We start from the raw sequence: 14236 nt of genomic DNA, 5'->3' as shown, positions 1-14236 counted from the left end.
GACGATTCTACCGGCAATTGACGCGCAGCAAGGGCAAACAAAAAAGGCAGACCGCAGTCTGCCCCTTTTGCCACGACTTCATGCCGGCACACTGCCCTTAGATCAGCGCCTTGATCAGCTTGCCCATTTCCGACGGATCGCGGGTCACCGTGAAGCCACACTCTTCCATGATCGCGAGTTTGGCATCCGCAGTATCTGCCCCCCCCGAAATCAACGCACCGGCGTGTCCCATGCGCTTGCCCGCCGGTGCGGTCACACCGGCAATGAAGCCGACGATCGGCTTTTTCATGTTGGCCTTGCACCATACCGCCGCATCGGCTTCATCCGGACCGCCGATTTCGCCGATCATGATCACCGCATCGGTTTCCGGATCATCGTTGAACAGCCGCATGATGTCGATGTGCTTGAGGCCGTTGATCGGGTCACCACCGGTACCGACTGCCGAAGACTGGCCCAGACCGATTTCGGTCAGCTGCCCCACTGCTTCGTAGGTCAGCGTACCTGAGCGTGAAACCACGCCGATACGACCCTTGCGGTGGATGTGACCGGGCATGATGCCGATCTTGACTTCGTCCGGCGTAATCAGACCGGGACAGTTCGGGCCGAGCAGCAAGGTCTTCTTGCCTCCGGCGGCTTCTTTCCGCAACATCTTGTTGCGCACCACCAGCATGTCGCGCACCGGGATGCCTTCGGTAATGCAAACCACCAGATCGAGATCGGCTTCGACCGCTTCCCAGATCGCGGCCGCTGCACCAGGTGGCGGTACGTAGATCACCGAGACGGTTGCACCAGTCTGGGCAGCTGCCTCCTTGACCGAGCCATAGATCGGGATGCCGAAAATACTCTCGCCCGCTTTCTTGGGGTTAACCCCGGCGACAAAGCAGTTCTTGCCGTTGGCGTACTCCTGGCACTTTTCGGTATGGAACTGTCCGGTCTTGCCGGTGATGCCCTGGGTGATGATTTTGGTATCTTTGTTAATCAGAATCGACATGGTGGCTCCTTAACTGACCGCAGCAACGATCTTGGTGGCGGCTTCAGCCATTGAATCGGCAGTGATGATGGGCAAACCTGAATCGCTCAGAATCTTCTTGCCGATGTCCTCGTTGGTCCCCTTCATGCGTACGACCAGCGGCACGGAGAGATGCGTGACCCTGGCTGCTGCCACGACGCCGGTGGCGATCGTGTCACAGCGCATGATGCCACCGAAGATGTTGACCAGAATGCCCTTGACCTTGGGATTTCTGAGCATGATCTGGAAAGCCTCGGTCACCTTCTCGGTTGTCGCGCCGCCACCGACATCCAGGAAGTTCGCCGGCTCGGCGCCGAACAGCTTGATGGTATCCATGGTTGCCATGGCCAGTCCGGCGCCGTTGACCAGGCAGCCGATGTTGCCATCGAGCGAAATGTAGGACAGATCGAACTTTGAAGCTTCGAGTTCGTCAGGATCTTCTTCGTCGAGGTCGCGGTAGGCAACGATTTCCGGTTGCCGATAAAGTGAATTGGAATCAAAGTTGAACTTGGCGTCGATGGCTTTGATGTTGCCGTTGCCCTCGAGGATCAGCGGATTGATCTCGGCCAGCGAAGCATCGGTTTCCATGTAGCACGTGTACAGGCCCTTCAGCGCCGCAACCGCGCGGTCAACCGACTCCGCCGGAACACCAATGCCGTTGGCCAGCTGTGCCGCCTGCTCGTCGCTCAGCCCATCCACGGGATCGATGAAGACCTTGAGGATCTTCTCGGGCGTCTTGTGGGCAACTTCCTCGATATCCATGCCGCCTTCGGAAGAAGCCATCATCGCGACCTTCTGCGTCGTCCGGTCGGTCAGCGCCGCCACGTAATATTCCTTGCGGATGTCGGCACCTTCCTCGATCAGCAACCGGCGCACTTTCTGGCCCGCCGGTCCGGTCTGGTGCGTGACCAGTTGCATGCCAAGGATCTGGTCGGCGAACTGGCGAACCTCGTCCAGCGACTTGGCCACCTTGACGCCACCGCCCTTGCCACGACCACCAGCGTGAATCTGGGCCTTCACCACCCAGACCTTGCCACCCAGGGATTCGGCTGCCTTGACCGCGTCATCGACGGATTGACAGAACACCCCGCGCGGAACCACAACGCCGAATTTCTTCAGGAGTTCCTTGCCCTGATATTCGTGAATTTTCATGCGCTTTCCTTGCTTGAGTTAAGGTTGCGAAACGTAATGAACCACAGGCAGAACGTCCTACCCGGGCTTCTGGCCACGGTACCAGCGCGGGTAAAAGCGCCGAACCGCGTCCGAATGCGATTCCAGGGCGTGGCAACGGTCAAGCTGATAGGGCTTCTGCCCGCTATCGTCGTTGTCGCGTACGTCACTGGCAAAGGTCTGCAGCGCCGCGGTCGGCAGGAACATCAAGAGTTCGCTGAGATGCGAGCAACCACGCGTGCCACGGAACAGGGTCTTGACTGCCGTCCGGAAACCGTGAAAGAGGTTGAGGCCGACCACTTGGGCGTAAGCCGGGGCAATCTGGTCGCAATAGCCCGCGTAGGGCATGGCATCGGTGCAGGCGATGGCATCCAGGATGTTCATCTGGTGGTCAATGGTCACCCGTACCCACATGTCGTGGACCGCCTCGCCCCGCTTCCGCAGGCCGGACGACAGCGGATAGTCATGGTCCTTGACATCGACCAGGCGTGCCTCGATGTCCCAGCAGCCGTCGGTACGCTTGTAACCGTCGAGCTGAACGCTGCGAAGGTGCATGCGGGTGCGGTGGACAGAGGGGGGGGGCAGCGGCATCGATGATCCTGAGGGGATTCGCGCGCGTGTCAAAGCTTCACGGCTGGCACCGAATTCTACACCAAATCACCCCACGCAATCTCGTCAAAATTCATAATTATGAGTGCTCGATGGTGTTCAGGCGGTGACCATCATCAGCAGGCAACGATACGTCTGATTTCCGCCAACCCGGCCGAAAGCATGGCCAGATCCTGTGGCTCGCTGCTCTTCAGCTCATCGAGGACATGTTGGGCGTCGCCGATGGACAGCGGGCGGCCGCCGAGAACCTGCCGCAACAGATGCTGCCGCAGATCAGCCACCTCGGTGGTGAGCTGCGCGCGCGCCCTCGCCTGCCAACGGTTGCCGGCGGGAAGGCGGTTGACTGCAGCGCCGAGCCAGTCCAGATCGATCTGTACTCCCATTTCCCGAAGCGCCTTGGCGACCTCGTACAGAGGATGGCCACAGGCGCTGGCAAGATTCACCAGTTCAAACGCCGCAACGATCGACGCCCGCTCATCGATCAGTGCAATCAGCGCCTGCCCAGCATTCTTGCCGTGACGAATCCGCTGCATGCTTTCGGCAACAGCCGTGCGATAGTCGGCCACCAACTGGCCAATTCTGGCACCACCGAGATGCCTCGTCAGCACCAGCGGAGTGGCTGCCGCGGTCATGGACCGCAATCCCGCCATCAGCGCCATCTGGCGGTCGGCCGGAACCATCAGGTCGAGCGCCTCCAGATCATGCCACAATGCTTCGGCGCCAAGGACGCAGCTTGCGGCGTACCACGCCCCGGCCACCTGCGCCGGCGAGGCGCCCGTCTCGTCACTCACCTGCATGACGAAGGTCGTTCCCATGCGATTGACCAGACGATTGACGAGTTGCGTGGCGACGATGTCGCGCTTCAGCGGATGTGTCGACAACAGTTCGCGGCAGGACTCGAGCAAGGCCGCGGGAAAGTAGTTGACCAGCAGTTCATGGACATCGTCGGAGTCGGGCAGACTCGACTTCAGGAGTGCCTGCTTGAGCGTGATCTTGGCATAGGCCAGGAGCACCGCGATCTCCGGCGCGCTGAGACCGCGTTTCTGCTGTGCCCGTTCGCTGAGGCCCTTGTCGTCGGGCAGCGCTTCGATGGCACGGTGCACGGCGCCCTGGGCTTCGAGATTGCGGATCAGGCGCCCATGCACCTCGATCAGGCCCGGTGCCACCGCAGCCTCCAATGCTATGGCCAGCGTCTGCTGGTAATTGTCGACCAGAACCAGCGAACCCACTGCTTCGGTCATTGAGGCCAGCAGCAGATCGCGCTGCTTGCCGGTCATGTCACCGCGCCGGATCAGCCCGGCGAGCAGGATCTTGATGTTGACTTCATGGTCAGAACAATCCACGCCAGCCGAATTGTCGATCGCGTCGGTGAAGATGCGCCCGCCATTCAGCGCAAATTCGATGCGTCCCTTCTGCGTCAGACCGAGGTTGCCGCCCTCGCCGATCACCCGCGCTTTCAGCTGGCTGGCATCAACCCGCAAGATGTCGTTGCCCCGATCATTGGCCTCCTGATGACTCTGCGTACTGGCCTTGACATAGGTACCGATGCCGCCGTTGTAAAGCAGGTCGACCGGCGCCTGCAGAATGGCCTTGATCAACTCGGCAGGTGTCATATGCAGCGTTTCGGTACCCAGCCAGGCGCGCACCTCCGGTGAAAGCGGAATGGACTTGGCGCTGCGCGACCAAACCCCGCCACCGTGAGAAATCAAAGCCGGATCGTAGTCGGCCCAGGAAGAACGTGCGAGCGCGAAGAGGCGTTGCCGCTCGGCAAAACTGCGCGTGGCGTCCGGATTCGGGTCGATGAACAGATGGCGGTGATCAAAGGCCGCCAGCAGCCGCACTTGCGACGACAACAACATGCCGTTGCCGAACACGTCGCCGGACATGTCGCCAATCCCGACGACGGTGAACGGCTGTTGTTGCGTGTCCAGTCCCAACTCGCGGAAGTGTCGCTTGATGGCCTCCCAGGCGCCGCGGGCGGTAATCGCCATTTTCTTGTGGTCATAACCGACCGAACCACCCGAGGCGAACGCGTCGCCGAGCCAGAAACCATATTCTATGGCAATGGCGTTGGCAATGTCCGAGAAGGTCGCCGTTCCCTTGTCTGCAGCCACCACCAGATAGGGGTCGTCGCCATCGCGACGGCGTACGCCGCTGGGCGGTACGACCTGCTCGTCGACCCGGTTGTCGGTCAGGTCGAGCAGGCCGCGAATGAAGGTCGAATAACAGGCAATACCCTCGGCCTGAAAGGCTTCCCGTTCGCCCACGGACGGCAGACGCTTGCAGACAAACCCGCCTTTCGAACCCAAAGGAACGATCACCGCGTTCTTCACCATCTGCGCCTTGACCAGACCGAGTACCTCGGTGCGGAAGTCTTCCATGCGATCGGACCAGCGCAGGCCGCCACGTGCCACCCGCGCACCGCGCAGGTGGACGCCTTCGACACGCTCGTTGTAAACGAATATCTCGTAAAGCGGCGCCGGCGCGGGCAGGAAGGGAATGTCCTGCGAGGAGAACTTGAACGACAGGTAGCCTTTGGCCTTCCCATCGCTACCGATCTGATAGGCATTGGTCCGCAAGGTGGCTTCAATCACCGTCTGCAGGGCAGCAATAATTCGATCATCATCAGGATTGCTGACCTGCAGCAAGGCCGTGCTGACTTCATCGTAGAGGACCCTGGCGCGAGCATCGTCTGCGCCCGGAGAAAAAAGGGCTTCGAAGAACTCGACCAGAGCACGCGTGATCTGAAAATGCGTGGCCAGGCAGCGTTGCACATAGGCCTGGCTGAACGGCAGGCCGGCCTGCCGCAGGTAACGGCTGTAGGCGCGCAGAATGCCGATCTGTCGGCCGTCCAGACCTGCCAGCAGGACCAGGCGGTTGAAACCGTCGTTCTCGGCCTCGTCACGGAGCAGGCTTTCCAGCAGTTCGACAAACGCCCGCCGTGTGCTGTCGTCGTCGAGGGCCGCCGCTTGCGGCAACTGCACGGCGAAGTCGGCAATGTGCAGGTCACTCCTGGGCAGGCTGAATGGCTGCTCGGAAAGCACCGTGAGTCCCATGTTTTCCAGCACCGGCAGGATCGCCGAAAGCGGCCGCGGACGGCCGCGCCGGAACAGTTTCAGGTGCTGGTGAGCTCCGTCGTCCCCTTGCGCAGCGCTCAGCTTGACTTCGACTCGACCACTCTGCTCTGCCGCTTCCAGGCGTTCGAGGTCGGATACCGCTGACGCCGGCGTGACGCGCTCTTGATAGGAAAGAGGCAACTCGTTGGCATAACGACGCAGCAGGCTGTTGCCCCGTTCCTCGCCGTAGTGCCCCACGAGGTTCTGTTTCAGTTCGTCACTCCAGCCGCGTACGATGCGCGCCACCTGCCTTTCGATGGCTCCAGCATCGTATGCGTAACGCGTGCCAACCGGCGTCCGGGCGATGAAATGCAGCCGCGCCAGCCGCGATTCTCCGAGCATCACAAAGAAGTCCACACGCTCGGCGACCAGAGTTTCGCAGAGCAGGGACGAGATCCGCTCGCGCAGGATGGTGTCAAAACGGTCGCGCGGCATATAGACGATCGCCGACACATAACGCCCCCAGGCGTCGTCGCGCAGAAAAACACGCACCTGTTCGCGCTCGTACAAGGACACGATGCCACGCGCAATGCGGATCAGGTCGTCGTGCGCGATTTCGATCAATTCGTCGCGGGGATAGGTTTCGAGGACATTGAGCAGGGTCTTGTCACGGTGGCTGCGCGGCAGGAAGCCGACATCCTGTCGGACGGCGGCAATCTTGCGCCGCAATAGAGGTACGTCGGTTGCCGCCACATGGTAAACGTGCGAGGTGTACAGGCCGACGAAAGCCCGTACACCGACAATGCTGCCGCTCGCGTCATAGCACTTGACGCCGATGAAATCGAGGTAAGCAGAGCGATGCACGGTCGAACGGGCGTCGGCCTTGACCAGGATGGCAGGCAGGGGATCTCTTGCGAGTTCTGCGACAACGCCTGGAATCCCAGCCAGGCAAGTGCCGAAGCGGGGATGATCGGGGTAGCGAAGAATCCCCAGTCCGCTCTCGGCAACACGCGTGAGGCTGCGACTGCCAGACGCCGCACGGTATTCGGCGTAACCCAGAAAAACGAAATTGTTGACGGCGATCCAGCGCAGATAAGCCGCGACTTCGTCACAGGCTTCGGCCGTCGCCGCGGCCATCTCGACATCCGCTTCATGCATGCGTTGCTGCATGGTCGCGCCATCTTCCACCGCAGCGCGCACATCGGCGAGTACGTCCACAATTTCGCGGTGCAGGTCCGCGATCAGGTCGGTATCGCCGATGCGGTCAATCTCCAGGTGAATCCAGGATTCCGGCTGGCTACCGGCGGCGCCACGCGGGAGGGTGCGCAGCAACTTTCCTTCGGCGTCGCGTTCGGCACTGATGAGGGGGTGCAACAAGCGATGGATGACCAGGCCGCGACGGTACACCACCATGGTGATCGAGTCGACCAGAAAGGGCATGTCGTCGGTGACGACATCGATCACGGTGTGCGGCGAGTGCCAGCCGTGACGGTCGAAATCAGGGGTGTACAGCACGCTGACCGCTGCGCGTGCCGGACGAACCTCACCCAGACGAAAATGCTGCGTCGCCGCGCCCAGCAGTTCTTCCGGACTGGCGTCGCTGGCAGCATTCAGTTCGACATCGACGAAATAACTGTCAAGGTACTCGCCGACGCGTGCCGAGAAGTTCTGATGCTCGGCGATCTCGCGCAGGTTGCGGCGCAGGTTGTGGGTCGATTCTGTCACCGTTGGCATGTCGCTCTCCTCTCGCGATGTCGATCGAGTCACTACGGTTCCACGCTTTGGTCGCCGACGCCTGCGCAGCCGAAACCTCTGGACTGCCCGCACGGCAAAACGCCGGATCGGCAGTTGGTCAGCGGCACACGCTCAGTGATGCAGAATCTTGGCCAGGAACTGTTGCGCCCGCTCCGAACGGGCGTGGTCGAAGAAGGCATCCTTGCTGTCGTCCTCGACGATCCGCCCCTGATCCATGAAGATCACCCGACTGGCAACGCGTTTGGCAAACCCCATCTCGTGAGTGACGCACATCATGGTCATCCCTTCCTGTGCCAGTTCGGTCATCACGTCGAGCACTTCGTTGACCATCTCCGGGTCGAGCGCCGACGTGGGCTCGTCAAACAGCATGCAGATCGGGTCCATGGCCAGAGCCCTGGCGATGGCCACCCGCTGCTGCTGACCGCCGGAGAGCTGGCCGGGATACTTTTCCGCCTGCGCACGCAGGCCGACCCGATCAAGCAACTTGAAACCCTTCTCGCGCGCCTGATCCTGTGTGCGCCCAAGCACCTTGACCTGGGCAATCCCCAGGTTATCTATGATGCTCATGTGCGGGAAGAGTTCGAAATTCTGAAACACCATGCCTACCGTCGAACGCAGCTTGGAAAGATTGGTTTTCGGATCGCCAACGGAAACGCCATTGACGATGATTTCACCGCTTTGAAAGGGTTCGAGGCCATTGACGCATTTGATCAGCGTTGACTTGCCGGAACCGGAGGGACCACAGACGACAATCACTTCGCCCTTGTGAACCTGCGTCGTGCAGTCGGCAAGAACCTGGAAAGAGCCGTAATGCTTGCTGACCTTGTTCATCGAAATCATCGGAAATCTCCTCGGTCGTTGCTGCAGGATGGCCGCCGGCCGTCCTGGGGGTATTGGTGTTGGCCTCAGGCCACCTTGAGCTTGTTCTGGTAGTGGCGAACGATTCGCGACGCGGTGAAGCAGATCACGAAATAGACGGCACCGGCAAAGAGCAGCAACTCGACCAGCCGCCCGTCGCGATCACCAACCTTGTAGGCCGCCCCGAAGAAGTCGGCGAGGGCCGAAACGTAGACCAGCGAGGTATCCTGAAACAGGATGATCCCTTGCGTCAGCAACAGAGGCACCATGTTTCGGAAAGCCTGCGGCAGAACCACCAGGCGCATCGCCTGGCCATAAGTCATGCCCAGGGCGCTGGCGGCGCCCATCTGGCCTTTCGGAACCGACTGGATACCGGCGCGGATAATCTCCGAATAATAGGCTGCCTCGAACAGCGCGAAACCGGCGATCGCCGATGATAAACGCATATCGGAACCGCGCGGAAAGCCGAAGATGCTTTCCAGCAGATGGGGCACGATCAGGAAGAACCACAACAGCACCATGACCAACGGTATCGCCCGGAACAGGTTGACGTAACCCGCGGCAAACCAGGACAGGGGCTTGACCGGGGACAGTCGCATCAGGGCCAGCAAGGTACCCCAGACAATCCCGAAGATCACGGCAGTCACCGTGATCTCCAGGGAAATCTTCATTCCATCCCACAGAAAGGGCAAGGCATTGGGAATCGAAGACCAGTCGAATTCGTGCATCTCACTTGCCTCCAAGATAGCCGGGGACGCGCACGTGCTCTTCAACCCAGCGCATGCCGAACATCACCACCACGTTGATCAACAGGTAGGCAAGCGTCACGGCGATGAACGACTCGTACGGCTGCGCCGTGTAATCCACCAGTTGCCGACCCTCCGCGGCCAGTTCAAGGAGGCCGATCGTCGAACACACGGCCGAGTTCTTGAAGATGTTGAGGAACTCCGAAGTCAACGGTGGGACGATCAGCCGCACCGCCATCGGCAACATCACGTAGCGGTAGGTCTGCGGCAGCGTGAAACCCATCGCCAGACCGGCGTTCTTCTGACCGGGGGGCAAGGAATTGATCCCCGAACGGACCTGTTCGGCAACACGAGCGCTGGTGAACAAAGCCAGGCAGACCATCGAAGCGAGAAACTGCTGCATGATCGGATTGGTCTGCTTGAAAGCGTTGCCGACGCTCTCGGGCAACAGCTCTGGCATCACGAAATACCAGAGGAACAGTTGCACCAACAGCGGAATGTTGCGAAAGATTTCGACGTAGGCCGTGGCGATTCCCGACAACCACTTGTTCGGGACCGTCCGCAGGACGCCGACGACGGCCCCCACTGCCAGCGCAATCAGCCACGCCGACAGCGACAGTGCGATGGTCATCTTGAAGCCGTAGAACATCCAGCCGAGATAAGTATCGTCACCCGTCGCCGTCGGCTGCAGGAAAATGCCCCAGTTCCAGTTGTAACCCATCTATGCTTCCCCCGAGGAGAATGGCCGGACGGCCGCTACGGACCAGCGTGATCCGGCCGCCGAACAGGACTCAGTACTCCCAGAAAATCCGCTGCAGTTCCTTGCTGTCCTGTGTCTTGCTCAAAGCCACGAGGGCGAGAATGCGCGCCTTCTGCGGATTGAGGTCGTGCGCGACCACCCAGTCGTACTTGTCGTCGGGTTGCTCGGCGTTACGCAACACAAAGCCGCCTGCGTTGACGTGTGACGAACGGATGATCTGGACGCCTTTGCCGCGCAACTCCTGCAGCGTCGGTACCACGGCACTGCTCACCGAACCATTGCCCGTCCCGGCGTGGATGATCGCCTTGGCACCACTGCCTGCAAAAGCGCGATAAGCGGTATCCGAGGCGTTGCCCGAACCATAGGCGATCTCTACCGACGGCAGCGTGTCGATCTTTTCGATGTCGAACTCCGAAGTCATGGTGTGCCGCTTAGCCGGTAGTCTGAACCAGTAGTTCTTGCCCTCGACGACCATGCCCAAAGGTCCCCATGGACTCTTGAACGCTTCGGTCCTGAGGTTCACCATTTTGGCGACGTCGCGACCACTGTTGATCTCGTCATTCATGGTCACCAGCACGCCCTTGCCACGCGCATCCTTGCTCGCCGCCACGCTGACCGCATTGAACAGGTTCAAGGTTCCGTCAGCCGACATGGCCGTCCCGGGCCGCATCGAACCAACCACCACGATAGGCTTGTCGGTGTGCACCACCAGATTGAGAAAATAGGCAGTTTCCTCGAGCGTATCGGTGCCGTGCGTGATGACTATGCCATCGACATCCTTCTGCTTGACCAGCACGGCGACACGCTTGCCCAGGGTGACCAGATTGGCATTGGTGAAACTTTCCGAAGCAATCTGGAATACCTGCTCGCCACGCACCTCGGCAATCGTGCTCAATTGTGGGATGCCGGCGATCAGCTTGTCCACCGGCACTTTCGCGGCCTGATAAGTGGCACTGTTGGTCACGTCTGCACCCGCCCCGGCAATCGTGCCGCCAGTGGCCAGGATCACGACATTCGGTTTTTCGGCAGCCAGTGAAGCACTGAAAACGAGCATTGAGGCGATTGCGACCAGCCAACGTCTTGCGGTTATCGACAACATGGCATCCTCCTTGGCTTGGGATTCATACTCCAGGGGCAGCAGGCCCGCCCCGGGCCTGTGCAGCATTTACTCGAAGGCTTTGTCGTTGGGTGCCTTGTACAGTTTCTTCACGGCTTCCGAAAGCGGGAAATTGAGGTTCAGACCCTTCGGCGGAATCGGCTGCAGGAACCACTTGGCGTAGATCTTCTCGGCTTCGCCCGAGGTCATCGCCTTGGCCAGAGCCGTGTCGACGATCTTCTTGAAGGCTGGGTCATCCTTGCGCAACATACAGCCATACGCTTCGAACGACTGCGGTGTACCGACCACGACCCAGTCGCTGGCACGCTTGGCCTTGGCCATTTCGCCGTAGAGCAGAGCGTCATCCATCATGAAGGCGACGGCGCGACCGGTTTCCAGCGTCAGGAAGGCTTCCCCGTGGTCCTTGGCGCTGATGATGTTCATCTTCATCTGCTTGTCTTCATTCATCTTGCGCAGCAGACGTTCGGAGGTGGTTCCAGCGGTAGTCACCACATTCTTGCCGGCCAGTTCGGGAAAGTCACTGATTCCGGAGTTGGTCTTGGTCATCAGACGAGTGCCGATGATGAAGATGCTGTTCGAGAAACTGACCTGCTTCTGACGCTCGGTGTTGTTGGTCGTCGAACCACATTCGAGGTCGACCGAACCGTTCTGCACCAGCGTAATGCGGTTCGCCGAAGTCACCGGCATCATCTTGATGTCCAGTTTGGCCAGTTTCAAATCCGCCTTGATGGCGTCAACCGCCTTCAGCATCATCTCCTGCGAGTAGCCGATAACCTGCTGCTTGTCGTCATAATACGAGAAGGGAATCGACGACTCGCGATGCCCCAGCGTTATGACTCCGGTGTCCTTGATCTTCTTCAGCGTCCCGCTCAACTCCTGAGCGAGAACCGGCGCAGAAAGCAGAGCCGTCGCCAGTGTCGCCGCCAGCACCAGGCGTTTGGAATTTTTGATCATTTTCACTCCTCCAGATATAGGTCATTGCGCAGGATGCGGTCCATGGAAATCAGCCAATCGGCCAACGCTGCTGCCCAACGTCGACAACGGGCGGTTCGCGGACGAACCGATTGTGGCACGACTGGCGCAGGGAGCCAAGCGCTAATCTGTTAATGATAAGGCCATGAAAAGCAGCGTCCTGATCTGGGATACCATGCACACCACATCAAACGATCGTTACCCGCCATGCTCAAGCGTCTGCCGCCCTGCTTGCCCTTCGGACCGCGCGCCTGCCCTGGAATTCCGTCAAGTTCCTGAACAACCCCTCGCCGACACCCCATGAAGCCTGCACCCATTCGCTACAGCATTCGCCCGAGCAACCCAGAAGCGCATCTGCTTGAAGTCCGCTGCACGCTGGCCGAGAGCGACCCCGCCGGCCAGCGCTTTGCCCTGCCAGCCTGGATTCCCGGCAGTTACCTGATTCGTGATTTCGCCCGGCACATCATCGCGATCCATGCCGAGACCGCCGGCCAGCGCGTGCGCCTGCACCGGATCGACAAACACACCTGGCAGGCGTCGCCCGTCGGAAAACATGAGGCGCTCACGGTGATTTGCGAGATCTACGCCTGGGACCTCTCGGTACGCGGGGCACACGTCGACCAGACACACGCTTTTTTCAACGGCTGCAGCGTTTTCCTGCGCCCGATTGGCAAGGAAGAAGTGCCATGCCTGATCGATCTGCAACGACCGCCGGGCAGCCGGTTCAAAGAGTGGCGAGTCGCTACGGCGCTCGCATCTGCACGTGGGGAAAAGGACGCAGCCCGTCCACACGCTTTTGGCCTTTATCGCGCCGCCAACTACGACGAACTGATCGACCACCCCATTGAAATGGGGACATTCACCCTGGCCAGGTTCACGGCCTGCGGGGTACCGCACGAGGTCGCGATCAGCGGAAAGCACGACTGTGATCTGACGCGCCTGACGTCCGACCTCAGACGAATCTGCGAGTGGCAGATCCGTTTTTTTGGCGAACCAGCGCCCATGCCGCACTACGTCTTCCTGATCACCGCCCTGGGCGACGCCTACGGTGGACTTGAGCACCGGGCTTCGACGGCGCTCCACTGCGCACGCGACGACCTGCCTTACCACGGCATGCATGGCATTCCTGAGCACTATCGCAAATTCCTTGGACTCTGCAGCCACGAATATTTCCACACCTGGAACATCAAGCGCATCAAACCAGCAGCGTTCACTGCCTACAATCTCGATGCCGAGAACTACACCACCCTGCTCTGGGCGTTCGAGGGTTTCACTTCCTACTACGACGATCTGGCGCTTCTGCGCTGCGGAGCGATCAAGATTGAGCACTGGCTGAAAGTGATCGCTGCGACCATCGACAAGGTTCAGCGCGACCCAGGCCGGCAACGGCAGACACTGGCCGAGTCGAGCTTCGACGCCTGGACCAAGTACTACCGGCCAGATGAAAACACACCCAATGCTGTGGTCAGCTACTACGCCAAGGGCGCCCTGGTCGCGCTGGCGCTCGACCTGACATTGCGCGCCGGAACGGCGGGCCGGATTTCACTGGACGATGTGATGCGTACGCTCTGGCAACGCTACGGTGAGTCCGCGCAAGGGGGTAGGGTCGGCGTCGGCGACGAGGACATCCGGCTGATCGCCGAAGAACTTTCGGGGCTCAAACTCGAAAGTTTCTTTGCCGACGCCGTGCATGGCACGGCCGATCTGCATCTGGCTCAATTGCTGAAGCCTTTCGGCATCCGCCTGAAGTGTACCGCGTCGTCCACAATGCCATCGATCGGCGTACGCACCGGTAACGAGGGTAACGATGTCAGGCTGACGACGGTATACCAAGGCAGCCCCGCGCAGTCCGCCGGACTGTCAGCCGGTGACCTGCTGGTCGCGATCGATGGCTTGCGCGTCATGCCATCTACCCTGGAACGGCTATTGGTTCGCCGCAGCAGCGGCGAAAGCGTGAGCGTCCATGCCTTTCGTCGCGACGAACTGATGGCCTTCTCGGTTCAGCTCGGAGCGCCGGTCAAGGACCAGCACACGTTGTTGTTGACCGATAAGCACAACGAACTTCGGCGGAACTGGCTGCAGGAGCCATCCTAGCGAATGATTCCGGTCAGCGATCAGGCGAAGAAATCGACGTCGACAGACGCCCGTCGACGATAATGAAGATCTGGCCTGCCCAGGTTTCTG

10 protein-coding genes are annotated in these 14236 nt (G+C 60.2%); 1 reads left to right on the top strand and 9 read right to left on the bottom strand.

Annotated elements, in window-relative coordinates:
- Positions 1 to 97 precede the first annotated feature (97 nt).
- From sucD to AC15MQ_RS17775, 9 genes are all read right to left on the bottom strand, one after another.
- A complete protein-coding gene (gene sucD, locus AC15MQ_RS17815; protein ID WP_287654514.1) occupies positions 98 to 991 on the bottom strand; it encodes a succinate--CoA ligase subunit alpha in 894 nt (297 codons plus the stop codon).
- 9 nt (positions 992 to 1000) lie between these two features.
- Positions 1001 to 2161, bottom strand: coding sequence for an ADP-forming succinate--CoA ligase subunit beta (gene sucC, locus AC15MQ_RS17810; RefSeq protein WP_287654515.1), 1161 nt, complete (start codon positions 2159 to 2161; stop codon positions 1001 to 1003).
- A 57-nt stretch (positions 2162 to 2218) separates the two neighbouring features.
- Positions 2219 to 2770 (bottom strand): DUF2889 domain-containing protein, encoded by a 552-nt coding sequence (locus AC15MQ_RS17805; RefSeq protein ID WP_287669890.1) that lies wholly within the window; start codon positions 2768 to 2770, stop codon positions 2219 to 2221.
- A gap of 134 nt (positions 2771 to 2904) precedes the next feature.
- The gene (locus AC15MQ_RS17800; RefSeq protein ID WP_287669892.1) at positions 2905 to 7578 is read right to left on the bottom strand and encodes an NAD-glutamate dehydrogenase; all 4674 of its coding nucleotides are present in this window, start codon (positions 7576 to 7578) and stop codon (positions 2905 to 2907) included.
- 132 nt (positions 7579 to 7710) lie between these two features.
- Complete coding sequence (locus AC15MQ_RS17795; protein ID WP_287654518.1) at positions 7711 to 8439, bottom strand: amino acid ABC transporter ATP-binding protein; 729 nt, start codon at positions 8437 to 8439, stop codon at positions 7711 to 7713.
- A gap of 65 nt (positions 8440 to 8504) precedes the next feature.
- Complete coding sequence (gene gltK / locus AC15MQ_RS17790) at positions 8505 to 9185, bottom strand: glutamate/aspartate ABC transporter permease GltK (RefSeq protein ID WP_287654519.1); 681 nt, start codon at positions 9183 to 9185, stop codon at positions 8505 to 8507.
- Position 9186: 1 nt separating this feature from the next.
- Entirely contained in the window at positions 9187 to 9924 is a 738-nt protein-coding gene (locus AC15MQ_RS17785; RefSeq protein WP_287654520.1) for an amino acid ABC transporter permease, read from the bottom strand.
- A 70-nt stretch (positions 9925 to 9994) separates the two neighbouring features.
- On the bottom strand, positions 9995 to 11062 hold the full coding sequence (locus AC15MQ_RS17780; RefSeq protein WP_483080853.1) for an asparaginase: 1068 nt from the start codon (positions 11060 to 11062) through the stop codon (positions 9995 to 9997).
- Positions 11063 to 11128: 66 nt separating this feature from the next.
- Positions 11129 to 12034: a glutamate/aspartate ABC transporter substrate-binding protein gene (locus tag AC15MQ_RS17775; protein ID WP_483080852.1), complete on the bottom strand. Its 906-nt coding sequence runs from the start codon at positions 12032 to 12034 to the stop codon at positions 11129 to 11131.
- Between the two features lie 318 nt (positions 12035 to 12352).
- Here AC15MQ_RS17775 and AC15MQ_RS17770 point away from each other — a divergent pair, with 318 nt between their 5' ends.
- Positions 12353 to 14146: a M61 family metallopeptidase gene (locus AC15MQ_RS17770; protein WP_483080851.1), complete on the top strand. Its 1794-nt coding sequence runs from the start codon at positions 12353 to 12355 to the stop codon at positions 14144 to 14146.
- Positions 14147 to 14236 lie beyond the last annotated feature (90 nt).

The sequence above is a fragment of the Candidatus Accumulibacter propinquus genome (assembly GCF_056856495.1).
The sequence above is the reverse complement of the archived record's forward strand: the minus strand, read 5'-3'. Positions and strand labels throughout refer to the sequence as shown.

Bases quoted from the DNA above. Each gene is read 5' to 3' on its own strand.
- sucD (WP_287654514.1), bottom strand. From the start codon at position 991: ATGTCGATTCTGATTAACAAAGATACCAAAATCATCACCCAGGGCATC.
- sucC (WP_287654515.1), bottom strand. From the start codon at position 2,161: ATGAAAATTCACGAATATCAGGGCAAGGAACTCCTGAAGAAATTCGGC.
- AC15MQ_RS17805 (WP_287669890.1), bottom strand. From the start codon at position 2,770: ATGCCGCTGCCCCCCCCCTCTGTCCACCGCACCCGCATGCACCTTCGC.
- AC15MQ_RS17800 (WP_287669892.1), bottom strand. From the start codon at position 7,578: ATGCCAACGGTGACAGAATCGACCCACAACCTGCGCCGCAACCTGCGC.
- AC15MQ_RS17795 (WP_287654518.1), bottom strand. From the start codon at position 8,439: ATGATTTCGATGAACAAGGTCAGCAAGCATTACGGCTCTTTCCAGGTT.
- gltK (WP_287654519.1), bottom strand. From the start codon at position 9,185: ATGCACGAATTCGACTGGTCTTCGATTCCCAATGCCTTGCCCTTTCTG.
- AC15MQ_RS17785 (WP_287654520.1), bottom strand. From the start codon at position 9,924: ATGGGTTACAACTGGAACTGGGGCATTTTCCTGCAGCCGACGGCGACG.
- AC15MQ_RS17780 (WP_483080853.1), bottom strand. From the start codon at position 11,062: ATGTTGTCGATAACCGCAAGACGTTGGCTGGTCGCAATCGCCTCAATG.
- AC15MQ_RS17775 (WP_483080852.1), bottom strand. From the start codon at position 12,034: ATGATCAAAAATTCCAAACGCCTGGTGCTGGCGGCGACACTGGCGACG.
- AC15MQ_RS17770 (WP_483080851.1), top strand. From the start codon at position 12,353: ATGAAGCCTGCACCCATTCGCTACAGCATTCGCCCGAGCAACCCAGAA.